The sequence below is a fragment of the Moorena sp. SIO4A5 genome, from assembly GCF_010672005.1.
Lineage (GTDB): Bacteria > Cyanobacteriota > Cyanobacteriia > Cyanobacteriales > Coleofasciculaceae > Moorena.
Genome location: NZ_JAAHHZ010000010.1, coordinates 47,839 through 72,644 on the forward strand (window position 1 = coordinate 47,839; position 24,806 = coordinate 72,644).

Consider the following 24,806-nt stretch of genomic DNA (forward strand, 5'->3'; position numbering starts at 1 on the left):
GAATCGGGAGTCGGGAGTCGGGAGCGGTGCGACCCGTGGCGAATTTAATTCGACGACTGTAAGCGCACTCCCTGGGAGTCGGAATGCAGCTCAGTCTTGGGGGAAACCCTTACTTGTGCTTTGCATCAAGACGGGGTAAGAAGCTTGAATCTACCTCATAAGTATGATCACAATAAGTATGATCAAAGCTATACCAACTTCATCGAAAACTACTTCTTACCTCTGTTCCCCTATACCCCCACACTTCCCTGTCTCCCCACACTTCCCCCTCTCCCCACACTTCCCCCTCTCCCCACACTCTTCTCCCGATTCCCGTTCCCCTCCTGGGAGGGGTTAGGGGTGGGTTCCGATTCCCGATTCCCGATTCCCCATTCCCTGCCCTATAGCTTTCATGGTCAAGTTTTCTATCAGTCGCTTTATCCTCATGGCAGCTATAGTGATTGGTGTAATTGTCCTTGTTCCAACTATCAAGCAAATTACCCAGCAGCCAGCCATGACATCCGCTTACGAATTACTGACTGACCCATTCTTGCAATTTCCTACAGAAGATTCCGTGCGAGTGGTTTGGTTTACCGAATTTCCTGGCTCCCACCACACCGTTACCTACGGCACGACTTCTTGCCGTAAGGCCACTGCTACTACTACTAAACTCAGTCGCACTCGGGAAGACCAAAAATCCCGAGTAGGCAAGCAGACCGAAGACGCCCAACTCTACCAGAACCCAATTATGCGGGATATTTGGCGTCATGAAGCGATCGTAACTGGACTGACTCCTGGTGTTCGTGTTCCCTATCAAGTCAGCAGTGTCAAGGACAATGGGCAAGTTTTCACGAGCAAACTCTTTAGCCTCAGTGCTCTACCAAACCCTCAGACACCCCAGAAAATTCTTCTGACCTCTGACCATCAACTAATGCCGATGACAGCAGCTAATCTCCAGAAGGTGGTAGAAACTGTAGGCCAAATTGATGGGGTGTTCTATGTTGGTGATTTAGTTAATATTCCTGACCGGGCTTCGGAATGGTTTGATGATAACCGGGGTGGTGCCTTTTTCCCCTGTCTTCAGGGTCGAGCCAATTACCAATTGGAAAAGAATGGGGTTAAAACTACCTACCATGGTGGTGAAATTATTCAAAATGCCCCGATATTTCCTGTAGTTGGCAATCATGAAGTGATGGGGCGTTTTTCTATGGAAAAGGATTTGAATAGCCAATTCAATGACCCTTTTCCTCGCGCTGCAGCACAAGCCATCTATCAGCAAAAAGCTGAACAGTTAAATCCAGATAATGACCCTAATTATTACCAAGCTTGGCTAAAAAATAATACCTATAATACTGACACTTATAACGAGATTTTTTACCTACCTAATGGCCAACCTTATTATGCCGTAACCTTTGGTGATATTCGCTTAGTGGTGTTGTACATTACTAATATTTGGCGGACACCTAGCTTAAGCCCTAATGCCAAAGGTAGGTATCAAGAACGGGAACAAGATTTAGACAATCCCATCGCTTGGGGATACGGACAACATATCTTTGAACCGGTGAGTAAAGGGAGTCCCCAGTACCAATGGCTCCAGGCAGAACTCAATAGCACTGAGTTCCAACAAGCCAAGTATAAAATTGTGATGTTTCACCATCCTCCCCATAGCCTAGGGGGGAATATTGTCCCAGCTTATACTGACCCAGTGCAGATCATTGAGCGGAATCGGGATGGGTTAGTGACAGCAGTGCGTTATGAGTACCCCAAAGACAAGGATTACATCATTCGGGATGTGGTGCCATTGTTAGAAGCTGCTGGTGTGCAGTTGGTGTATTATGGCCATTCCCATCTATGGAATCGCTTTGTTGATGGTAATGGCATGCATTTTTTAGAATCCTCCAATGTGGGGAATAGTTATGGCGCTCATGTTGGTGAGAATAAGCGCCCAGTACCAACTGGCTATAAAGAAAACTATTCCGCTACTGGAGACCCCAATGGATTACAGCCAGTGATGCCAACCATAGAGCCATTGTTAGGAGAGAATAACCAGCCCTTGCCTTATATCGCCAGTAATGATGTGACTGTGTTTAGTATCTTGGATACTGGCACCGGTATAGTAACTAGCTATCGCTTTGATACGCGATCGCCTAATNTGTTTGTTAGTGCTTGAGTTTGCTTTTTTCAAGAACAAGACCGCATAACACGTCGACTGTAAAAAGGGAATCGGGATTCGGGAGTCGGGAGTCGGGACTCGGGAGTCGGGAGTCGGGAGTCGGGAGTCGGGAGTCGGGAGTCGGGAGTCGGGAGTCGGGAGTCGGGAGTCGGGAGTCGGGAGTCGGGAGTCGGGAGTCGGGAGTCGGGAAGAGAAAATAGTCGTTAATTTTCAGGTGGGCAGTGCCTAGCAACCTGCATTGCCAGCTTGGTGAATCTGTCTGCGACCCTGCCCACCCTACAGGAACTTTAAACCCAGAATTTTTGGTAATAGGGAACAGCGGATCTGGGAACAGGGAACAAAATTATCACAATTACTACACGGATTGCTATTAGCCTTTTAAGGCAAAATGCAAAATGCAAAATGCCATGCTCAAGAGTGGTTTAAGCGATGCATCGCTTAGTCTATTAATCCTATGTTTACATCTCAAATAAAAATGCTATAGCGTTTTTCCTAGCTATGAGGTACACAGAATTTTTGCCCTATTCCCTATTCCCTGTTCCCTATTCCCTGTTCCCTATTCCCTACCTATTTCGTGAGCGCTGCCCTATAACCCGTCGCCGAGTCTGAAACCACATAGAAATACCTGTAATTGCTAAGGTTAATAAACCAAAGGCATTGAGAAAGGGATAAATCATTTGTAAGTTAATGGCACCAAATTTTCCTTTGTGCAGATCCAAAAGCCAAATAAATTCACTACTTTTATCAGTAATAACTGCCACCTGAAACAAGGAACCTGTAATCACAGTCAACAACACTGGCAAGACCATAATTGGGGCAAACCAAGCGTGCAATTGACGTAAACGGAATCTCTTAATAGCCATAGTAATTATCAATTATCAGGGCACTTTAAGTACAAATAAATATCTATCTTGGTTTTAGGGAGCAGGGATCAGGGAGCAGGGAGCAGGGAGCAGGGAATAGGCAAGAGGCAAGAGGCAATAGGGAAAAAATAATGTGTAGGTCATAGCTATGATAAACGCTATCTAATAGTAATATAATAGTAATCTAAATTCTAGAGAGTAGCTCAATGAATTGTGATAATTTTTGATTCCCTACTCCCTACTCCCTACTCCCTACTCCCTACTCCCTTTGTTATAGTAATAGTATTAGAATAATGGTTGCCAAGTTTTGCCGCTATCTTTAGATTGTAAAATTCCATTCTGATCATTAGCAGCGTATAAAAAATCGGGATTAGACGGGGCGATCGCCATATACAAAAATAAGTCTCCAGTTTCTGCGCTTATGGCTTCCCAAGTCCTACCCCCATCGGTACTTTTAAAGAATCCTCCGGAATCTTCTGAAAGGATGTGAAATCCATAAATTACTGTTTTTTCTGCTTCGGATTTCAGAGCCAGACTAGCAACGAGGGACTCTTGAGAATTGGGGACTAAAATCCAGCTTTTTCCACCATCCCTACTCTCAAATAATCCCAGAGTTGTAGCGGCAAACACGTGCTCAGGATTGCGCGGGTCAACTACTAAGTTATGGGGATTATCCTCCAGTCCCTGCGCTGGTAATTGATTCCAGGTTTTGCCACCATCCTTTGAAACCAACAAGCCTTGTTTTCCAGAAACCGCCCATCCATAAATTACTTTGGGGTTAGCTGGTGCGATCGCTAACGTCAAAAAGTCTACTCCGAGCAGGGATTGGAGCTGCCAATGTTGCCCTTGATTGTAGCTAGTCAGAAAACCGAGCTTGCCTCCTGATGGTGGATGTAAGCTAGCATAAAAGCGTCCGCTATCCTTGGGATGAGCCACAAAGCTGGTGAAATTAGAACGAGTTTTGCCAACTTGCAGCCATTTCCCTGCTTCAGAACGCTGGAGTAACCCATGATGGGTGGCTACGTAGAGAATTTCTGGATTCTCTGGACTGACAGCCATAGCGTGAATATTAGTTTTCTGCCACCACTTCTCAGGAGCATCACTAAGAATAACGTTATTCTTAGTGACATCATTGGTCACTCCTGTTATGGTTGACTGAGTGATATTGGTTTTAATTGTGGTGGGTTGACAACCCATCACCGTAATAGCGACAATACTGTAAATAAACCAATTTTTAACCATATCGTTTATCTCTACATTCATCTATACATCAATTGCTTGATTGAAGCGGGTACAAGTGGCCCTACCACCAGTAATCCTAAGATGAATTCTCCCAATCCCAGGGTTGGACTGGTAATTTCAGTTCTGGTAGTTAACGTTTTACTATCCACTGTTGCTGCTTCGGAAACTGTAGCGGTTGCCACAGGAATAATTATTGATACTGATACCGATTCTAGACCAAGCTGGTTTGATGGTGATGGCGTAGTTGCTGCTCCTGGGGTTTGTTTAGCTATGGTTGTTGCTGATAATCTCCGGTTTGGGCAAGCAAAGGTTCTTTAATGTATTATAGGTCTGGTGTATAACTCCATTATTTGGGAGTTGTCGGTCAGGAGTGGCGAGCTACAATATCTTAAAATATTAGTTAGACATTCCTTGTCTTTCTGTATCCCTTAGGATACAAGCCATGATCGAAATCCGGCAGACCGAAGCTTATTCCAAGTGGTTCAGTGGCTTGCGCGATCGACAAGCAAGGGCACGTATTGATATTCGTATTCGTCGTTTGTCGATGGGCAACCCCGGTGATGTGAAACCAGTGGGAAGAGGAGTTTCGGAACTACGTATTGACTATGGACCTGGCTACCGAGTGTATTTCTTGCAGCGCGGGAGTACCTTGATAATCCTCCTTGCAGGTGGTGACAAGCGCACCCAAGACCGGGATATCAAGACAGCCCTAGATCTAGCACAAAAGTTATAGGAGATGGTGATGACCAACATCAAAACCCATCCTTGGGATGTGGCAGAACATCTGGAGACCAAAGAAGATATGGCTGCCTATCTCGAAGCTGCTCTTGAAGATGGCGATCCTGCCTTGGTGGTGGCTGCTCTAGGAGATATTGCTCGTTCCAAAGCAATGACACAAATTGCTCACGAAACCGGTCTCGGACATGAGAGTCTTGATCAGGCGTTGTTGATGGAAGGTAATCTAAAGTTAGCCACTTTTCTCAAGGTAATACAGGCACTTGGTCTACGGTTGCGGGCTACTCCGATATGAAGTATTGCATTTTTGTTGTTGTGTCTTTTGACTAACTTAGAACGTTTCTTCCTAAACCAATTGGTTACCAAGTTACTCAGAAAAGATTTCAAAATTAATAATCATATCCAGTAGGGATTTCAAAATAAGATGGGTTTCCCCTGGATCAGGCAAGAGATAATAAGTCTTGACCCTGCAGCTTGCTTATTTCCATGGAAACCACTACTCAAGATATGCGTTCGCTTCCATTGCCCCCTGGTAACGTCTGTTTACCCATTATCGGTGAGACCATCAGCTTTTTAACCGATCGAAATTTCCACAAAAAGCGGTTAGACAAGTATGGGCGCATCTACAAAACCCACATTTTTGGTAGTCCTACGGTGACGATGACTACTGCAGAAGCGAATCAATTTCTGTTTACTAACGAAAATAAGTATGTTGCTGCTAGCTGGCCCAAAAGCACAGCAACCTTACTTGGAGCCGCCTCACTAACCAACCAAACTGGAGAATTCTACCAGAAGCGCCGCAAATTAATGTCCCAGGCGTTTCAACCGAGAGCATTAGCTAGTTATATTCCCACCATGGCCAACATTACTAGCAACTATCTGCAGAAATGGGAACAGATGGGAAGCTTAACCTGGTATCCTCAACTGCGAGACTATACCTTTGATATCGCTAGTACCTTGCTGATGGGAACTGATGCAGGTTCCCAAACCGCTCTGGCTCAACTATTTAAGAACTTTTGTCAGGGATTGTTCACTATTCCGATCTCTCTACCTTGGACAAGATTTGGTAAAGCCTTGGGTGCTCGTCAAGGATTGCTGACCCATATCGAAACCATTGTCCGACAGCGACAGCAACAGAAAAATCCCGGAAAGGACGCCTTGGGACTATTGTTACAAGCTGAGGATGACGAGGGGAATTCCTTAAGTTTAGATGACATCCAAGACCAAGTAATTCTGTTGTTGTTTGCAGGTCACGAAACCTTAACCTCTGCGATCGCATCTTTTTGTCTGTTGACAGCGCAGCATCCAGATGTTCTTGCCCATCTCCGTGCTGAACAACAGCAGTTTTCTGCTTCAGAACCCCTAACCATGGAACATCTCAAGCAGATGACCTATCTAGAGCAAGTTCTCAAAGAAGTGCTGCGCATAATTCCTCCGGTTAGTGGTATTTTTCGGAGGGTTATTCAGTCTTTTGAATTTAACGGTTACTTGATTCCTCAAGGTTGGACTATACTGTGCCAAATTACCGAAACCCACAAAAATGAGGAAATTTATCAATATCATCAACGCTTTGACCCAGATCGGTTTGGCCTAGATAGGAAAGAAGATAAACAAAAAACTTTTGGATATATCCCCTTTGGGGGTGGTTTACGGGAATGTTTAGGCAGGGAGTTTGCCAAATTAGAAATGAGGATTTTCGCGGCTCAATTGCTCCGGGATTATGACTGGAAACTAGTGCCAGGTCAAGATTTAGAAATGGTGGTGATTCCAACTCCCCATCCCCGGGATGAACTTAAGGTTAAGTTTAGTCGTAGAGTAAACTCTTAAGGTAAGCATATGCGCTACGCGCACGCTACGCGAACAGACGTGAGCTTTTAGCTCACGCTACTTGAGGTGCCATCAACCGTCAGCTTATTTTTTTCAAAAACTATTCCCGTAGCGTAGCCACAGGCCAAAGGCTGATATCGCGGCGCTACGGGAAAGGCAAGAGGCATGCATGCTAGAGGCAAAAGTTGATGGCAACAGCTTTTGCTGGTTGTATAAATCTCAAACACCTGAATCGGTAGTGCTATATCATCCTTAAGTTAAGCTTAAATCTCAAGTTGTTTAGGGTTTATTTGGTAGAGTAATTCACTATTAGTGCTTAAAAATGGCTAGTCTTCCCTAACCATTGCCATGGAGTGATCCAACACTGAAGATTTTAGTTTCACTGATGATCAATTCAATGTCGAAAGCTGACCATAGCCTGTCTAGGAAAACTCCCGGTGATTTATGGTATTCAGATCAAGAACTTTTGGCTCCATATTTATATCTCGAAAAAGATGGATACCTGGTTTATGTCATGGGTGTTAATGACCAGACTAAAAATTGGACTGAACAGGTTCGCGAAGTGCATAAAATGCACTTAAAAAAAGCAGGATATGATGGATTTAGTAATCGAATCGACAATGAATATCATTTAGTAGGAACCTATTTTTTTGTCATCAAAGACAATGAAATAGTACTAACATCACGAATTAACGATAGAACCAAGTCGAGTAGGTTCCCTTTTGAAATGGGGCAAAGACCTAATGGTGAACATTACGTTTTTCAAGACAAGATTCCGGCAGTCGATATCAATACATACAGCGTGATGCTCAGACACTACAGGCGAGCCATGCCATTACTATTAGCAGCTTTTGGTAAATATATTGATGACTTAGGAGCTAAAAGGGCTTTCTGTTTGGTTGATCGTGAAAACAAAGTTACTCAGAGGATGTATCATGATGATTTCCACTTCTTATACTCAACTACATTTGAGGAGCCGATAGTGTTCCCTTCTTTCCTCAATGGATTGAACCAGCAGCCAGTTGAATGGAAGATGATGGAATGGAATGAACAAACGATTAAGTATTATTCTGAATTGCACCGAATGATAACTATAGAAACGAAATAAAGCACCTAATAGTAAGTATTTATATGGCGGTGGTGCCCAGAAAACATCGTAAGGATTCAGTTCAATAGCTGTAAGTATATCCCTGACGTATTGTTCAGTAATTTGCTGAATTTGAACTCAGCTGGTAATGCCATCGATGTAGCACAAAGATTATTTTGTGAAGGCAAAAAATTAACGAGACTATGGTAGTATAGTTTTGTCAGCTAAAGGTTTAGAAGTTCTTTATGCTGAACAGTAGCAATGCTGTTGTGTAGTAGGAATTTACCTAGCCTTGAAGCTACCTTGGTGAATTGCACCAGTCAAATCTTACTTTTTTATTGATGGAGATTAGCCAACATGCTTACTGAATTTCAAACCAAGAAATGGACGCATTTGTTTAATATTTATGATACTAATAATGATGGTGTTGTAACCAAAGAAGACTTTGAGATTAAAGCCCAGACAGTGGCTAAATTACATAATCTTGAGCCGGGATCCGCTGGTTATGACAAGATGTATGCCGAAGTCATGGCTGATTGGGATCATCTCCAAAAAGATGTAGATAAAAACAATAATGGTGAAATTAGTTTAGATGAGTGGCTCGAACATGGTTACACTCGAATTACCAGCAACGAAATGTACGAGACTGTAAAAAAAGAAGCTGATGAGGTTTTCGAGCTGTTTGATCAGAATGGAGATGGTGTTATAAGTCCTGAAGAATTTTCTAATTTGATCAAAGCCTGGGGAGTTAGCGATGAAGAATTAGAGATTGCTTGCTCTAAGCTAAATCTGAAAGCAGGTAACACTTTGTCTAAGGATCAGTTTAAAGACTTGCTTGAACAATTTCACAAAAGTGATGACCCAGATTCTCCTGGTAATTATCTTTTCGGTTCTTTCTAAGCTCGATCGCTTTTAGCGTGGCCGTAGGCCAATCGCGTAGCGTGACCAAAGGTCAATCGCTTTTAGCGTGGCCGTAGGCCAATCGCGTAGCGTGACCAAAGGTCAATCGCTTTTAGCGTGGCCGTAGGCCAATCGCGTAGCGTGACCAAAGGTCAATCATTTGATATTGTAGATCTCGTAGGGTGCGTTAGGCGAAGCCGTAACGCACCATTATTTTAAGCCGTAACTAACTTTTTGAGTTCACAGACCCTGAAGTTTCAGAACTACCCTTACCTTCTAAGAAGCAACCACAACCATATTTTTCGGTAAAATTAAGCTAAATTTCAAAGGTAAACGTCAGGATAAATAATCGATGCTCAAATTCTACTACAATCCCCTCTCGCCCAATGTTCGTCGTGTCTGGCTAACCTTACTAGAAAAAAACCTTACCTTTGAAACAGTATTAGTTAAATTAGATGGCGATCAATTTCAACCAGAGTTTTTAGACATTAACCCATTTCATCACATTCCCGTTCTGGAGGATGACGGTTTGCGGTTAGTAGAATCCTTGGCAATTATGGACTACTTGGAAGCCAAATATCCCACACCTGCGCTGCTGCCAACTTCACCAGAGGCATTAGCCAAAGTACGCATGGTACAATTGTTGACAGCTAATGAGCTATTTCCCCCAGTAGTTCAACTAATCTGTCAAAAGGAAGACTCACCACAATTTACACGAGCCAAGCAGAAGCTAGATACAGTACTCAAATTTTTATCCGAGTTATTAGGAAACAGCCCTTACTTTGCTTCGGACCAGTTAACCTTAGGAGATATCGTTGCTGGAGCAGCAATATCGTTATTGCTGAAGTTAGAGATTAATCTTACTGATTATCCTAACATGGATCAGTGGTTTAAAAGATTGATGCAACGGGAACCATGGCAGAAAACAGAATTGAGTGCAGAAGATTTTGAAGAATTTAAGCGGCGAGTAAAAGTTCTGGTAAAACTCCGTGCTCGTGAACTGATTGGGGGAAATAAAACACAGTAAACTCAGCTTGCGATAGGGTATAGCGCTATGGGCAAGTCAGAAGTCAGAAGTCAGAAGTCAGAAGTAAGTTATGACTAAGTTTTGGAGTTTAGGAATGTCAAACACCCTAATGCGTAGTGCTATATGAGCTATCAGCTATCAGCCATTGGCCAAGCTACACCGAACAGCTTTTGAATAAGATAAGCTGACGGCTGACCACTGACCACTGACCACTGACTGCTGACCGCTGATAGCTTACCCACTAACACTCATCCCCTTGACTCTCCACTAAACTAGAGAGTTTATCCTTTAACCGTAGGGTTAGAGGATATCATGACACAACAAAGCTTTCGTTTACAAGGAATGAGCTGCGCTGGTTGCGCCAGACGCATAGAAACCCTGATTCAAAGGGTTCCAGGTGTAGTAGAGTGCAGGGTCAATTTTGGTACAGAAGAAGCTAGTATTACCTACAATACCGAGGAAAGTAACCCCCACAAAACTAACCAGCAACTAACCAAACTGATTCAACAGACAGTGAGTGATGCTGGCTACCAAGCTTTCCCGATCGAGGATATCAGTAATGAGCCTGATGATCTCGAATGGCAACGTCAAGCCGAAACCCTTGACCTAAAACGAAAATTCATTGTCGGTGCTGTGCTTAGTACTGTGTTAGTGATTGCTTCACTACCGATGATGACAGGATTATCTATCCCCTGGATTCCATCTTGGTTACATCACCCTTGGCTACAGCTGGTCTTAACCACACCGGTTCTGTTTTGGTGTGGACAGTCTTTTTTGACTGGAGCATGGAAAGCCTGGAAACACAAAACAGCAGATATGAATACCCTAGTCACCCTTGGGACTAGTGCTGCCTATGTCTATTCTCTGTTTCCCACGGTGTTGCCCCCGGTTGTTTTGAAATCATTCCTACCCCAAGGGGTAACTCTCCCTGTGTACTATGAAACCACTGCTGTAGTGATTACCCTGATTTTGCTAGGGCGATTGCTAGAACACCGGGCTAAAGGACAGACATCTCAAGCAATTCGTAAGTTGATGGGATTACAAGCTAAAACCGCTCGTGTGATTCGCCATGGTCAAGCGCAGGATATTCCCTTGGCCCAGGTGCAAGTTGGAGATGTGGTATTAGTGCGTCCAGGAGAAACTATTCCGGTAGACGGCATAGTTATGGAAGGAGCTTCTAGTGTGGATGAAGCCATGGTGACAGGAGAAAGTGTTGCGGTCAAGAAACAGCCGGGGGATGAAGTGATTGGAGCAACGATTAATAAAACCGGTAGCTTCCAGTTCCAAGCGACTCGGGTCGGGAAAGATACCGTACTGGCACAGATTGTTAAGTTAGTACACCAGGCTCAAGGGTCTAAAGCACCGATTGAAACCTTAGCGGATCAGGTGACAGGTTGGTTTGTGCCGGTAGTGATTGCGATCGCAATAATCACTTTTGGAGTTTGGTGGATAACCACGGGAAATCCTACCCTAGCCATGATTAATATGGTGGCAGTGTTAGTGATTGCTTGTCCCTGTGCTTTAGGTCTAGCTACTCCAACCGCAGTGATGGTAGGGACGGGTAAAGGTGCAGAAAACGGGATTTTAATAAAAAATGCCGAGAGTCTGGAATTGATTCATCAACTGCAAACTATCGTGCTAGATAAAACCGGAACCCTAACGGAAGGGAAACCTACGGTAACGGATTTTATTACAGTTGGAGGCATCTATGACTCTTCGTCAGAACTGGGCAGCTTTACCGGCAGCAATGAAATCAACTTGCTGCAACTAGCGGCAATAGTGGAAAGTCATTCGGAACATCCCTTAGCTGAAGCAGTGGTGCGCTATGCCCAATCTCAGGGAATAGGATTGCAATTACCAACACCAGAGAATTTTACTGCTGTTGCTGGCAGTGGGGTACAGGCAATGGTTGATCACAATCATCCCCTCTTATCTTCCGAACCAGCAGGGGGTGGGCTAAAGGGCAAGAGATTGGTGCAGATTGGGACAAAACGATGGATGGAAGAATTAGGGATTGACACAGATGTGACGGTGCAACCGAATCGGTCTTTAGCAGACTATCAGGGGGATTGGGAGGCGAGCCGTAAGACGGTAGTTTGGATCGCAGTTGATGGTAAAATTGAGGGGATTTTGGGTATTGCTGATGCCCTCAAACCTGCTTCAGCTGAGGTGGTGAAATCCTTGAAGCGGTTGGGATTAGAGGTAGTAATGCTAACGGGAGATAATCAACAAACTGCTGATGCGATCGCAAACGAGGTTGGCATCCATCGGGTATTTGCTCAAGTCCGACCAGATCAAAAAGCTAGCATGATCTCTACTCTCCAAAAAGAAGGCAAAACTGTAGCAATGGTAGGGGATGGGATTAATGATGCCCCAGCTCTGGCTCAAGCAGACGTGGGGATTGCCATTGGTACAGGTACTGATGTTGCGATCGCAGCCTCTGATATTACCCTAATCTCGGGAGATTTACAAGGCATCATTACAGCCATTCAACTAAGTCGTGCTACCTTCAGCACCATTCGCACTAACCTCTTTTTTGCCTTTATCTACAATGTACTAGGAATTCCGATTGCGGCTGGTGTGTTATTCCCGATCTTTGGCTGGTTACTCAATCCCATTATTGCTGGTGCAGCGATGGCATTTAGTTCAGTATCTGTGGTAACTAATGCATTGCGATTACGGAATTTTAAGCCCATTTCTGGGTTATGAGACACTGTTATTGGTGGGTTACGGCGGATAGGTCGGTTAAAAGGTCAGCTTTTAGAGTATTCGCCGCCTAACCCACCCTAGCATTGGATGTAAGTAATCTAACCAGCTGTTTGTGTGAGCTACTGTCTCAATCCCAACTGCCCTAAGCCTTACAATCCTGATGGCAACAAGTTTTGCCAAACTTGCGGCACTAAACTCTTGTTAGGACAGCAATACCGCCCTATTAAGCTGATTGCAGCAGGAGGCTTTGGCAGAACGCTTTTGGCCATCGACGAGGGAAAAGCGTCTAAATCCTACTGTGTGATTAAGCAATTTTACCCCCAAGGTAATAATCATCCTACCAAAGCTGCTCGATTATTTCACCAGGAAGCCTTGCGCTTAGAACAGTTGGGCAAACACCCCCAGATTCCTGAACTCTTCGCCCATTTTGAACAAGATCATCACTGGTACATAGTTCAGGAATTTATCCATGGGGAAAATTTAGCTCAAGAGTTGGCAGCAACTGAACCATTCCGAGAAAGTCAGATTCGTAGACTCCTGAGTCAGTTGTTACCAGTGCTGCACTTTATCCACCAAGGTAAGGTAATTCATCGGGATATCAAGCCAGAGAATATCATTCGTCGTCGTATCCTCCGCCCCAGTGCTAGGCAGGAGGTTATCACTCCCCCAGACCTGGTACTAGTAGATTTTGGTGCAGCGAAGTATGCCACAGCCACTACCTTAGCCAAAACTGGCACAACTATTGGTAGTGCTGGTTATGCGGCTCCGGAACAAATCTTTGGTAAAGCAGTATTTGCCAGTGACATCTATAGTTTAGGAGTCACCTGCATTCATTTATTGACCCAAACTCAGCCATTTAATTTATACGATCCGATGGAAAATGGCTTTGTCTGGCGGGATTTTTTGGTCAATAATCCCGTCAGTAGACAATTGAGTCGGATTCTCGACAAAATGATTCAGAGTTCCATCAAGCTCAGGTATCAATCCGCGATCGCAGTGATGGACGATTTAGGAATCACCCAAGAAACCGAAGCTGGTCTTACCTGGGAGCCATTCCACCGTAATCAACTAACTCCCCAATCCACTGGTAAAACTAATCTAAAAACTAACTCTAGGCCACCAAGAGGTAATCCCAGGATTATCGTTTTTGCAGCAACCACTCTCAAAGGTCATTCCGATGAAATTTATTCTGTAGCCTTTAGCCCTGATGGACGTACCCTAGCCAGTGGGTGTAGGGACAAAACTATCAAGTTGTGGGAGTTGAAAACAGCCTGGGAAATCCTTACCTTTGGAGGTTGGTTTTCTAAGCATTCCGCTGAAGTACGTGCTGTAGCATTTAGTCCTAAAGGCAGGAGTCTTGCCAGTGGTAGCGCTGACCACACCATCAAACTCTGGAATGTCCGTACTGGTAAAGAGATGTTCACCTTCACAGGGCATTCCGGTGAGGTTAATTCCATTGCCTTTCACCCCCAAGGATACCACCTTGCCAGTGGCAGTAGTGATGGCACCATTAAGCTTTGGGATGTTCGTAGCCTTACGCAGCTCACTACTCTGACCGGACATTCATCATGGATTCATTCAGTAGCCTTTAGGCCAGATGGAAAAATCCTTGCTAGTGGTAGTGCTGACGCTACCATCAAGCTGTGGAGTGCCTTAAGTGGTCAGGAAATGCACACCTTTGAAGGGCATTCAGACCAGGTGCTTGCGATCGCTTTCACTCCCAATGGACAGACCCTAGCCAGTGCTAGTGCTGACGGTACTATCAAGCTTTGGGATATTGGCACTGCCCAGGAAATTACCACCCTCAACGGACATCTAGGTTGGGTTTATGCGATCGCATTTGACCGTAGTGGCCAAATACTCGCTAGTGGTAGTGCAGATACTACTATAAAGCTATGGGATGTTGATACAACTCAAGAAATTGGCACTCTCAACGGTCATTCAGACACCATTCATGCTCTTGCTTTTGGTCCGAATAACAGAACTCTTGCCAGTGGTAGTTTCGATAACACCATCAAGATTTGGCGCTAGGTAGCTAGGGGGCAACAGGCAATAGGCATGCAGGCAAAATACAAAAGGCAATAGGCAATACGATGATTAAGAACTAATAATTATACTTACGGTAAACATAATAACAAAAGCAAATTTTAAATACCAATGCAACTAATATCTGAAACCAAATATTATTCTACAGAAGACTATTTAAAACTAGAAGAAACAGCAGACTACAAGATTGAATATCGGGATGGAGAAATTATACCAATGACTGGTGGTACTACCAATCATAATCAAATTGCCCTTAATATTGCTACCCTTTTCAAACTTGGTTTAAAGGGAAAACAGTACAAAATTTATATTGGTGATGTGCGTTTGTGGATACCTCGTTACCGTCAGTATACCTATCCAGATGTTATGGTGATTCAAGGCGAACCGGTTTACACAGGTAAGGGGACAACTACAGTAATGAACCCGATGTTAATTGTCGAAGTTTTATCAAACTCTACTAAAAACTATGACCAAGGTGATAATTTTTTATACTATCGTTCTATCTCAGAATTCAAAGAATATATTCTAATCGAACAAAGTGAGTATCGTCTACTGCAATATAATAAAACTGCTACCAATCAATGGCAGTTCACTGAGTATGAATCAGAAAATTCCGTTATTTCTCTAAATTCCTTAGAGTTAAGCGTTTCTTTTCAAGATATTTACGAGGGAGTAAATTTTCAACTTACTCAAGATTAATTTTTTGATTAATCATTAAACTTGCTCCCTTCTGTACTATTTAAATAGTAAAGCTACCCTAAACCAAACAACCTTCAACCTTGGCCAAAAGGCCACGCTACGCGAACAACCAAACAACCTTCAACCTTCAACCTTAAACTGTCAACCTTGATAATGACTAGTAATTTTTTTAGCACAAAAGAAAAGTTCTTTGATCTGTGGGCACCAAACTACGACATCCTGTTCACCACAGTATTTTACCAAGCACTCCATAAACGGCTGTTAGAGTTTGTAGAACTCACAGATCACCCCAATGTATTAGACCTTGGCTGTGGTACAGGTCGTTTACTGAATCGTCTTGCTCAAGAGTTTCCCAATCTTCGAGGCACTGGGGTAGATTTATCTACTCAAATGCTCGCTCAAGCCCGACAAAAAAACCAGCATCGGCAGCGAATAATCTATAGAAAAGGCAATGCTGAATCTCTCCCCTTTGCTGACAGGGAATTTGAAGCAGTATTTAATACCATCAGCTTTTTACACTATCTCAATCCTCAACAAGTTTTTTCAGAAGTTAGTCGGGTCTTGGAACCCAAAGGACATTATTACTTAGTAGACTATACTGTTAGAAAGAGAAAAAAGTCTTTACCAATTTCCCCTAACCAGATTCGTTTCTATAGCCGACAGCAACGGGAAGAATTTGGCCAGGTAGCGGGTTTGTCATGCTTAGGACATCACCATCTCCTCGGACCCGTTGTGCTAAGTATCTTTGAAAAACATTAATAACTATTCCCTCTCCCCATACCTCCAATACATTCCAAAACTCCCTACTCCCTACTCCCTACTCCCTACTCCCTACTCCCGATTCCCTACTCCCTACTCCCGACTCCCGACTCCCTAACTAAAGCGCTATAACTACTGAATCACCTCATAGCACTCTGCCACAGATGCCCGTTTTTCCATAGCAGCCACCAGTGCTTCATAAGATTCCCAGTGTTCAGTAATCATACTAGTCGCTTGACGCTCAGCCCATCGTGCTTTCACTGAGTACTCACTAGCAGAAAAACCTAACCCTTCCAAAGCATCTCGGAGTTTTTCGCAGTCTTCTGCTCCGCCCTCAACACTCTCATAGACTATAGTTTCCGCAGCAATGCCTGCCATCCAAACCGTGCAAAATCGATCTAAGGTTAATCGCATTTCCCGAATACTAGAAGCCTTAGCCGATAGTGCCTCAGTATCAAACGTCACACCACCATTACCCAGTTGTCCCTGCTTCAAAGCTTCCCAAGCACTTAAGGTGTAACCAGTGATTGGAATACCAAGTAAGTAAGCCACCAGAAAATGACCCGCTTCATGGCGAATTATGCGTCCGCGATGTTCAGGATTGGTACTCGCCAATACATCTAACAGCAGCGTTAACCCTTTCCCTTGGAAGCTGAAGCCATCTAGGGTAACAAGACTCAAGACACCAAAAGTAGTTACCGCAGGGATTGCCGGAGAAATATTCAACAGTGGTCCTAGCAAAACCGAAAGGGTCATGCCAAAAACACCAATAGCAATTAAATTCAGCGCAATTTGTTGCATTTGTTCTTGGTTACTTGTTACTTCATTGTTAGTTATATCATGTTTTTGGTAACAATTATGAATAGTAGGAAATAGGAAACAGGGAACAGGGAACATGGAATAGGGAATAGGGAATAGGGAACATGAAACAGATAACCGACAAATAGTAGGGATATTAACTACTTTTTATAAACAAATTTTTTGGATAAATGTTTATATAAACATGAGATAAAATTTTTATGATTAATTGCAATTTTTACTGTCCATCCAAGTATCCAAGCCTTTCATCCTTGATATTTAAACCTTGGCCAAAAGGCCACGCTACGGAACCAGATAACCTACCCTACGGGAACCCTAAAGGTGAACAACTTTTAAGAATTAAGAATTAAGAATTAAGAATTAAGAATTAAGAATTTTACATTCTGCATTCTACATTCTTAATTCTGCATTCTACATTCTTAATTCTGCATTCTACATTCTTAATTCTGCATTCTACATTCTACATTCTACATTCTGCATTCTACATTCTGCATTCTACATTCTACATTCTACATTCTACATTCTGCATTCTACATTCTGACAGACAACCTTCATACTTGATCCTCAAACTTTGGTGTATCCGATGGAGGAGAAGGAGCAGGAGTAGGTTTCTTACCTTTGTAGAACGTTTCCAAGCTCTTGGTATCTCCCACAAACCTCCAGTGCCAAGGCTCATAACTAATTCCTTGGGGATTGTCTCTAGGAAAAGACAACTCAAAGCTGTAGAAAGCCGCATTCTTTTCCAACCACTTAAAGGCTGCCGTATTCTCAAACTCAGGATTAAGGTTAGTAGCTGGTGTCATGCCATCCCCAATATCGATCGCATAACCAGTGTGATGCTCACTGTAGCCAGGAGGAGCACTTACTTCAGCCCGTTTACTAGCCACCTGTCCTCGCTGTTCCTTTACTTGAAAAAACAGGTACTTTTGCTGTTCCACAGAACGGAAACCGGAAATTGGCACTAGGATTATCCCCTGTCTTCTTGCTGCTGCTGCCATTGCTTTGTATTTCCGAGCTGCTGCAGCCTCCAGTTTGATCCGGCCATCACGGGTAATTGGTTGCAGTTGTGAGCTTAGGACTTCAGAGTAGGGTAAGTGTCCCAGAATGTTATTACCATCATTCCCCCTAGTGTTTAGACTAGCTTGTGGATTCTGTGAACTAGCTTCTGTCTCACTTTGAGTCGATGTTGCTTCACCAGACTTGGACTGAGCTTCAGGAGTTGGTTCCATTGGAATCAGGCTAAAGGCGATTCCTCCTATTGCTAATAGTCCAATAATGAGTAAGGTAACCTGCCAACGAGACCGGGGTTTAATATCCTGTCTATCCCTTACTGCCTCGGGAATATCATCTACTGGTACCTCTGTTACCTCAGAAAGGTTTGCTGGTTCGCCCGGGAGACCTGCGTTATTCAATAGTCCACTCCTGCACTGACATCCAAATTATTACATTTATTTATTACATACTTATAGTTACTGAAAATCCCAGCAGTGTCAGCGGATCAACTGGATTACTTGACCAATCGTTCCAGAATTGTTATCGTAAAGATACGAGTTCAGCAACGGTAATGGCAAGGCACAAAACCTTTGACCCAGAAGATGTCCTAGAAAAAGCCATGGAAACCTTTTGGCTTTATGGCTATGAAGGAACCTCAATGCAGGACTTGGTCAAAACCATGGGGATTAACCGAGGCAGTCTATACGACACCTTTGGTGACAAACGTTCCCTATTCCTCGCTGCGATCGCTCATTACAATGATACTTGTGTTAAAAATGCGATCGCATCCCTAGAAGCCCCCACAGCCTCAAAGCAAGCCATTATCGACTTTTTCTACAACCTCATCGAAGGGGCTGTAGACGATAAAGACCATCGAGGCTGCTTGCTCACCAACACCGCTGTTGAACTGTGTCCCCACGATCCACAGACTAAATCCCGGATTACTGCTAATTTGCGCTCAGTGGAAAACGCTTTTAAAAAAGCCTTATCCACAGCAAGGGAGCAAGGGGAAATCACAACCAACCATGACCTTCAGGCATTAGCCCAATATTTCACCAGTAGTATACAAGGGTTGCGGGTTATCTCCAAAGTCAACCCAGACCCAGAAACCCTAAGAGCTATTGTCAAGGTCATACTTTCCGTTCTCGATTGAGAGAGTAAATTGACAGAGTAAATTGACAGAGTAAATTGACAGAGTAAATTTTTTTGCTCTTAATTGGAACGATTGTTCAAATATCATCTAACCAGGAGGAAATCATGACCTTAAGCCAAGACTTGATTAACCTAAATACCCAGCTTCGCGCTAAGCAACCAGAAGAAGCCAAAGCCATCATGGCAAAAGCAGGGGAAGACCTCGCTAATTCTGGCATTGTAGACAATAGCCTCAATGTTGGCGACAAAGTCCCTAACTTTACCCTGCCTAATGCTGTAGGTAAACTGGTAGAATTGCAAGACCTACTAGCCATCGGAGCCGTAGTCATTTCCTTCTACCGGGGTCAGTGGTGTCCTTACTGCAACCTAGAATTACGAGCATTGCAGCAATTCTTACCAGAAATTCAGAAATTAGGTGCAACCCTAGTCGCTATTTCCCCTCAAACTCCCGATAATTCCCTATCCACTACAGAGAAAAACCACCTAACCTTTGAAGTACTAAGCGATGTTGGGAATAAGATTGCCAAAGAGTTTGGTCTAGTCTTCACCGTACCAGAAGAACTCCGACCAGTTTATCAAAGCTTTGGCATTGATTTACCTGCCCACAACGGCGATGAAACCTTTGAATTACCCATTGCCGCCACCTATGTGATTAATTCCGATGGAACCATCACCCATGCCTTCGTTGACCTAGATTACACCAAGCGACTTGACCCAGAAGAGATTGTCAGGGCATTACAAACCCTGGCTGTAGCCGTATAAGTAGCTCAATAAAAATCGTAAGCATTAGCTGACGGCTGAATGCTTACGACACAGCAGCAATTCTTGATATCAAACTACTTAGTGCCAGCCTGTCTTCATACAGCAAATCAATAATGCTGAATTCATCAATATTTCAGTCAACAGTCAACAATCATTCCTAGTTTAGGAGAAATTGAACTATGTCAGAAACAGCCAAATATATTACCCTAAATTACGATAACTTTGAAACCGAAGTGCTCAACAGCTCCATTCCAGTCATAGTAGATTTTTGGGCACCATGGTGTGGTCCTTGTCGGGTAATGAATCCAATCGTCACTGAATTAGCCACAGAATTTGATGGAGTTGTCAAAGTAGGCAAATTAAATGTTGATGACTACGAACAACTAGCCAGCAACTATCACATTGAAGCAATTCCTTCCCTATTGTTCTTCAACCAAGGTAAAGTAGTTGATCGGTTGGAAGGTCTTGTGCGTAAAGCGACTCTGGTTGACAAAATTAATGCCCTAACTAATCTCATTTCTGTTTAAGGAGGTAACATAGGATTATCGGATAATGGGTAATGGTTAATAGTTTAAAGGTAATAGCTAATTGTCCATTACCCATTACCTTTAGGGAGTCAAAATTTGTGGCAAGCACTTAGATAAATTCAGGGATAAATTGATAGAAAATAATCATGATTGAGCTATATACCTTTTCCACACCTAACGGACGGAAACCTGCTATCATGCTCGAAGAAGTAGGACTTCCCTACACCGTTCACAAAATTGACATAACCAAGGGAGAACAGTTTACTCCCGAATATGTAGCAATCAATCCCAATAGTAAAATTCCTGCTATCCTTGACCAGGATACTGGTATCAAAGTTTTCGAGTCAGGAGCAATCCTAATTTATTTAGCAGAGAAGACAGACAAGTTGTTGCCAACTGATACAGCAGCAAGAATACAAGTGATTGAATGGTTGATGTTCCAGATGGCAAGCGTTGGACCAATGTTTGGTCAACTGAGTCACTTCCGACGCTTTGCCCCAGAACAGATTCCCTATGCTATTGATCGCTATGAAAAAGAAACCCTACGTCTGTTTGGTGTCTTAGATCAGCAATTAGCAAAACAGGAATTCATTGTTGGAGATTACTCCATTGCCGACATAGCTACCTATCCTTGGGTAGCTGCCTATGAGTATTTGGGAGTCACCCTAGATAACCATCCCCACCTCAAACTTTGGGTCGAGACAATGCAGCAGCGACCCGCTGTGGAAAGGGGCATGGCAGTTTAAAGGTTTGTTGAAAGTTGAAAGTTGAAAGTTGAAAGTTGAAAGTTGAAAGTTAAAAGTTGAAAGTTAAAAGTTGAAAGTTCAACCTTGGCCTTTCGGCCACGCGTTCGCGTTCAACCTTCAACGTTATTAATCCTAGGTGGGCAGTGCCTATCAAGCCTATTAACAGCTGATCTGATCTGTCTGGTGCACTGCCCACCCTACATGAACTTACTGAAACTCAAGGATCTACTTTGATTGAACAATTTAAAAGTAATAATTCTGAGTTAAAACTCTTTGAAATAGGGGATGATAAGAGCTACTTTATAAAGTAACTATAAAGAGCTCAAATCCCTTGACAGATATGGATTTCAGGGAACAGGGCTAAACCGAGGCCGAATTCTTGAAAGCCTTGCAGCGCCATGGTTATAGCTTCGTTTACCAATCAGCTCTGAGAACTGTGATAATTAAGCGAATTTCGTTTAAAATTAAGAGCTGATAAACTTTGCTTACAAATATTACAAAACTTAGGTGTTTTTTATTACGCTGTAGATGTAGTAAAGCTCAAAAAAATCAAGTTTTTAGGCTAATTTATATTTCTTTTCACAGAGAAAAAAAGTCAGGAGTGAATCATGGTTACTTTCGCGGATTTAGGCACTTTCACCAGGAATTTCATCAGCCGCAATGGGGAGTTTAGGCTCTTAGACCGCACTGATGTGTTTAAGTTTAGGGTCTCAAACAACGGTCAAATTAAACTCAATCTATACAATATTAGTGCTGGTGATAATGCTAACTTCAGACTCTACCGGAACACTAAGAATAATGGCATCTTGGACTTTGGCAAGCAAAAGGTGGCTAGCTTTTTACAGGGTAGCAATGCTAACGATGTGATCAACTACAGTGCTAGCAGTGGGACTTACTTTGCCCAGGTCAGACCCTACGCTTCTGGTAGCAATGGCATTGTTTCCGATGATTTAGAGTTACCTGAAAGTACTACCACTACTGGAATTACTGCAACTACTAAACCAAATACCTATCAGCCCTTGAGCCCGAACCAAGTCTTTTCCCTCAACAGCAATCCAGACGCAGACCACGTTATTTACCTTGACTTTGATGGTCATACTACCACAAATACCCCATGGAACCAGAACTTCGGGAATTCCATTGTGACCCCTGCCTATGACACGGATGGGGATACTTCAAATTTTTCCACTGCTGAAACAGAGACCATTTGGCGCATTTGGCAACGGGTGGCCGAAGACTTTAGTCCCTTTAATGTCAATGTGACTACTGCCCAACCGTCCGATGACCAACTCAAAAAAACTAGTAATAGTGATTCCCAATGGGGCATTCGCGTTGTGATTGGGGGAGATGGTTCCTGGTTTCAAGAAGGTACCGGTGGTGTGGGTTATATTAATTCATTCAACTGGAACAGTGATACCCCCACCTTTGTTTTTTCAGAGAATCGCGCTGGAGGCAGTGAGAAAGCGGTGGCTGAAACTATTAGCCATGAGGTAGCTCATACCTTGGGTCTTACACATGACGGTAATTTAACCAACGAGTACTACAATGGTCATGGCAATGGCAGTGTCGAAACAGGGTGGGCTCCTATTATGGGAGAGGGCAACGATAGAAATCTAACTCAATGGAGCAAGGGTGAGTATATCGGTGCCAGCAACCAAGAAGATGACCTAGACATCATCACTGGGCAAAATGGTTTTGGCTATCGCCTGGACGATTATAGTAACAGTCTCATCGGTGCAGCAGCGCTATCTTTCAATGATGGTCAGGTGGAAACTTATGGCATTATTGAACAAAATAACGACATTGACTGGTTCACGTTCAATTCAACAACGGGCAACATAGCCCTAGATATTCAGCCTTTTGAGCGAGGACCTAATTTAGACATTCTGGCTAGGCTATATAATGCTTCCGGTCAACTGATTAGCTCTTCTAATCCCATCGGTTCTCTGTCCGCTAGCTTTAATCTTAACCTCTATCCAGGACAGTATTATCTAAGCATTGATGGTACTGGCCAAGGAAACTTAGTTACCGGATATAGTGATTACGGCAGCTTAGGACAATACTCTATTACTGGGACGGTTGCTTAGACTCTGCAATCTAATGCTTTAGAAACTTTCTTCAACATCTTCTGATATCAAAGGGGATGTTGAGAATTTAGACGAGTTTAACGCTTCCTCACCCAACTCCGAAATTATGCTACCAACTGCAAATAATCTTTGGTGTCCACCTCTGCTAAAAATACCTCAATTTACCCTATAGGTAAACCAGGAAAAGCCAAACTTTATTGACAAAGACTATATTCTCGATATCGTAACTGATAAATCTCAAAAGATTCACCATCATAACGCCAAACTTCTGAAACCCCTAACTCTGCATACACAGCAAAACGGTTCATAGAACTACTGGTAATATCAATTTATACTACTAAATCTGGAGCTGGAGCGGGGGAGCATGTCAACTTTGTAATTAGGTACATAGATCCCCCCTAACCCCCCTTAAAAAAGGGGGGAATTAGATTGAAAAGTCCCCCTTATTAAGGGAAACGGGGGATCTGAATCAGGGATTAACAAAACTGACATGCACCCCTGTAGCGGTTTCTAAGTTAATCCTTTTTTTGCCCTTAATTAGGCTAATCTTTTGGATATAAAAGTTTTTAGAGAACTTCGGAATAGGGAATAGGGAATAGGGAATAGGGAATAGGGAATAGGGAATAGGGAATAGGGAATAGGGAATAGAGCAGTTGGCATTCAACATAAGTATTGATTATTGCAAATATATAAGTGGACTGTATCTTTTTTGTCCAATTTTATTAATTAACTTATAGGCAAATGGCTAGATCACCTACATTCAATGTTCTTAACCCTACTCCCTACTCCCTACTCCCTACTCCCTAAAACCCAGAACAAAATTACCTCAACCAATTGAGAACTGCTATCTTACTTCAGCGTCTCCTTAAACCTATCCTCAAACTGATCTTTAGTGATCTTGCCAGCTTCTAGGTCTTCATAGAGGGTTTGAATTTTTTCTGCCAGCTGCTGATCTGCATCTGGGTCTTCAAGCAGGGCTTTTTGCTTTTTCTTAAGGGGACGAAACAACCAAGGCTCGATAAATCCTGACTTCGGTTCTTGCCATAACCCTTTTCCTTGGCGTTCCGCATCTGCCTCTGCCAACAGAAGAGAGATAGCCATCTCACGAGGGCACTTACTAAAATAATCGTAATAAATCAGTGCTAATCCTTCTTTGACTAAACTATGCTGAAGAAATGTGCCATCCAATAAGTAAACTTCGCCAATCCTACGATTGTAGCGAGTGTCGATGTCGGTAATTCTCAATTTAACTTTATTACCATTTTCTTCTACCAACTGTTTGACCCAGTCTTTACCTTCGTTGCCCCACTTAAATTGACTTTGATAGAGGGCATTGTCCTGATTTTTATCCTCAAGTTTTTTGTAACCCCACCCCTTAGGAGTTTCTGGTGCATCAATGTAAACGAAGCGCACTGTAATCTCTTCTCCGGAGCCATCAATCACATCAATGGTGTCAGCATCGGAAACTTTCTTAACAGCGTAGGTCTCTAGGGACTCAAAGTATGGCGGTACTTGAGGAGCAACTGACCCTACTTTACTTAAAATTTCACTAATCAAGTCTGTCATGGCGTAAATCGTATCAGGACTCAGATAAAAGTAATCGGTGAACAGGCCATCAGTGCCTCAAATCAACAGCCGATGCTATTCTAGATTTAAGACTAACCATAGCAAAAC

Annotated in this window: 25 protein-coding genes; 19 read left to right on the top strand and 6 right to left on the bottom strand. The window is 43.1% G+C overall.

The annotated features are described in order from the left end of the window. Nucleotides 1-96: 96 nt before the first annotated feature. Together F6K57_RS06475 and F6K57_RS06480 are read left to right on the top strand one after the other, a co-directional pair. Nucleotides 97-522, top strand: coding sequence for a hypothetical protein (locus tag F6K57_RS06475; protein WP_293065884.1), 426 nt, complete (start codon nt 97-99; stop codon nt 520-522). Beyond that, entirely contained in the window at nt 425-2,149 is a 1,725-nt protein-coding gene (locus F6K57_RS06480; protein ID WP_293065887.1) for a metallophosphoesterase family protein, read from the top strand. Before F6K57_RS06475 ends, F6K57_RS06480 begins: the two co-directional genes overlap by 98 nt. Here F6K57_RS06480 and F6K57_RS06485 read toward each other — a convergent pair. Continuing rightward, nucleotides 2,139-2,384 (bottom strand): hypothetical protein, encoded by a 246-nt coding sequence (locus F6K57_RS06485; RefSeq protein WP_293065890.1) that lies wholly within the window; start codon nt 2,382-2,384, stop codon nt 2,139-2,141. The two genes, F6K57_RS06480 and F6K57_RS06485, sit on opposite strands and share 11 nt — an antisense overlap. Nucleotides 2,385-3,300: 916 nt before the next feature. Then, entirely contained in the window at nt 3,301-4,257 is a 957-nt protein-coding gene (locus F6K57_RS06490) for a F510_1955 family glycosylhydrolase (RefSeq protein ID WP_293065892.1), read from the bottom strand. A gap of 81 nt (nt 4,258-4,338) precedes the next feature. Between F6K57_RS06490 and F6K57_RS06495 the strand changes: the two genes are divergently transcribed. The 12 genes from F6K57_RS06495 (at nt 4,339) to F6K57_RS06550 (ending at nt 16,164) form a co-directional block, all read left to right on the top strand. Next, entirely contained in the window at nt 4,339-4,575 is a 237-nt protein-coding gene (locus tag F6K57_RS06495) for a hypothetical protein (protein WP_293065894.1), read from the top strand. Nucleotides 4,576-4,699: 124 nt separating this feature from the next. After that, nucleotides 4,700-4,990: a type II toxin-antitoxin system RelE/ParE family toxin gene (locus tag F6K57_RS06500; RefSeq protein WP_293053070.1), complete on the top strand. Its 291-nt coding sequence runs from the start codon at nt 4,700-4,702 to the stop codon at nt 4,988-4,990. Nucleotides 4,991-4,999: 9 nt separating this feature from the next. After that, nucleotides 5,000-5,287 carry an addiction module antidote protein gene (locus F6K57_RS06505; RefSeq protein WP_293065897.1) on the top strand — a complete coding sequence of 96 codons (288 nt, stop codon included), beginning with the start codon at nt 5,000-5,002 and terminating at the stop codon, nt 5,285-5,287. A 212-nt stretch (nt 5,288-5,499) separates the two neighbouring features. Further along, the gene (locus F6K57_RS06510) at nt 5,500-6,819 is read left to right on the top strand and encodes a cytochrome P450 (protein WP_293065900.1); all 1,320 of its coding nucleotides are present in this window, start codon (nt 5,500-5,502) and stop codon (nt 6,817-6,819) included. A 385-nt stretch (nt 6,820-7,204) separates the two neighbouring features. Continuing rightward, nucleotides 7,205-7,927, top strand: coding sequence for a hypothetical protein (locus tag F6K57_RS06515; RefSeq protein WP_293029954.1), 723 nt, complete (start codon nt 7,205-7,207; stop codon nt 7,925-7,927). 336 nt (nt 7,928-8,263) lie between these two features. Then, the gene (locus F6K57_RS06520; RefSeq protein ID WP_293065903.1) at nt 8,264-8,806 is read left to right on the top strand and encodes an EF-hand domain-containing protein; all 543 of its coding nucleotides are present in this window, start codon (nt 8,264-8,266) and stop codon (nt 8,804-8,806) included. Nucleotides 8,807-9,158: 352 nt separating this feature from the next. Continuing rightward, nucleotides 9,159-9,833: a glutathione S-transferase family protein gene (locus tag F6K57_RS06525; protein ID WP_293065906.1), complete on the top strand. Its 675-nt coding sequence runs from the start codon at nt 9,159-9,161 to the stop codon at nt 9,831-9,833. A gap of 312 nt (nt 9,834-10,145) precedes the next feature. After that, a complete protein-coding gene (locus tag F6K57_RS06530) occupies nt 10,146-12,542 on the top strand; it encodes a heavy metal translocating P-type ATPase (RefSeq protein WP_293065909.1) in 2,397 nt (798 codons plus the stop codon). A 114-nt stretch (nt 12,543-12,656) separates the two neighbouring features. Further along, a complete protein-coding gene (locus F6K57_RS06535) occupies nt 12,657-14,573 on the top strand; it encodes a WD40 repeat domain-containing serine/threonine-protein kinase (RefSeq protein WP_293065912.1) in 1,917 nt (638 codons plus the stop codon). A 126-nt stretch (nt 14,574-14,699) separates the two neighbouring features. Further along, entirely contained in the window at nt 14,700-15,287 is a 588-nt protein-coding gene (locus tag F6K57_RS06540; protein WP_293065915.1) for a Uma2 family endonuclease, read from the top strand. 153 nt (nt 15,288-15,440) lie between these two features. Next, entirely contained in the window at nt 15,441-16,046 is a 606-nt protein-coding gene (locus F6K57_RS06545; RefSeq protein WP_293065918.1) for a class I SAM-dependent methyltransferase, read from the top strand. After that, nucleotides 16,033-16,164: a hypothetical protein gene (locus F6K57_RS06550; protein ID WP_293065921.1), complete on the top strand. Its 132-nt coding sequence runs from the start codon at nt 16,033-16,035 to the stop codon at nt 16,162-16,164. Before F6K57_RS06545 ends, F6K57_RS06550 begins: the two co-directional genes overlap by 14 nt. A 14-nt stretch (nt 16,165-16,178) precedes the next feature. Here the strand turns inward: F6K57_RS06550 and F6K57_RS06555 are convergent, their stop codons facing one another. Then, on the bottom strand, nt 16,179-16,847 hold the full coding sequence (locus F6K57_RS06555) for an ATP-dependent Zn protease (protein WP_293065924.1): 669 nt from the start codon (nt 16,845-16,847) through the stop codon (nt 16,179-16,181). Nucleotides 16,848-17,416: 569 nt separating this feature from the next. Next, nucleotides 17,417-18,277 (bottom strand): M15 family metallopeptidase, encoded by an 861-nt coding sequence (locus F6K57_RS06560; RefSeq protein ID WP_293029336.1) that lies wholly within the window; start codon nt 18,275-18,277, stop codon nt 17,417-17,419. 152 nt (nt 18,278-18,429) lie between these two features. Here F6K57_RS06560 and F6K57_RS06565 point away from each other — a divergent pair, with 152 nt between their 5' ends. From F6K57_RS06565 to F6K57_RS06585, 5 genes are all read left to right on the top strand, one after another. Further along, entirely contained in the window at nt 18,430-19,011 is a 582-nt protein-coding gene (locus F6K57_RS06565) for a TetR/AcrR family transcriptional regulator (RefSeq protein ID WP_293065927.1), read from the top strand. Nucleotides 19,012-19,115: 104 nt separating this feature from the next. Beyond that, nucleotides 19,116-19,772 (top strand): peroxiredoxin-like family protein, encoded by a 657-nt coding sequence (locus F6K57_RS06570; protein WP_293065930.1) that lies wholly within the window; start codon nt 19,116-19,118, stop codon nt 19,770-19,772. 179 nt (nt 19,773-19,951) lie between these two features. Further along, the gene (gene trxA / locus F6K57_RS06575; protein WP_293065933.1) at nt 19,952-20,299 is read left to right on the top strand and encodes a thioredoxin; all 348 of its coding nucleotides are present in this window, start codon (nt 19,952-19,954) and stop codon (nt 20,297-20,299) included. Nucleotides 20,300-20,445: 146 nt separating this feature from the next. Continuing rightward, nucleotides 20,446-21,045, top strand: a complete 600-nt coding sequence (locus F6K57_RS06580) for a glutathione S-transferase N-terminal domain-containing protein (protein WP_293065936.1) — start codon at nt 20,446-20,448, stop codon at nt 21,043-21,045. A 608-nt stretch (nt 21,046-21,653) separates the two neighbouring features. After that, nucleotides 21,654-23,132, top strand: coding sequence for a hypothetical protein (locus F6K57_RS06585; RefSeq protein ID WP_293065939.1), 1,479 nt, complete (start codon nt 21,654-21,656; stop codon nt 23,130-23,132). Nucleotides 23,133-23,601: 469 nt separating this feature from the next. Here F6K57_RS06585 and F6K57_RS06590 read toward each other — a convergent pair whose 3' ends face one another. Then, the gene (locus tag F6K57_RS06590) at nt 23,602-23,799 is read right to left on the bottom strand and encodes a hypothetical protein (RefSeq protein WP_293065941.1); all 198 of its coding nucleotides are present in this window, start codon (nt 23,797-23,799) and stop codon (nt 23,602-23,604) included. A 182-nt stretch (nt 23,800-23,981) separates the two neighbouring features. Next, on the bottom strand, nt 23,982-24,698 hold the full coding sequence (locus F6K57_RS06595) for a thermonuclease family protein (protein WP_293065944.1): 717 nt from the start codon (nt 24,696-24,698) through the stop codon (nt 23,982-23,984). Nucleotides 24,699-24,806 lie beyond the last annotated feature (108 nt).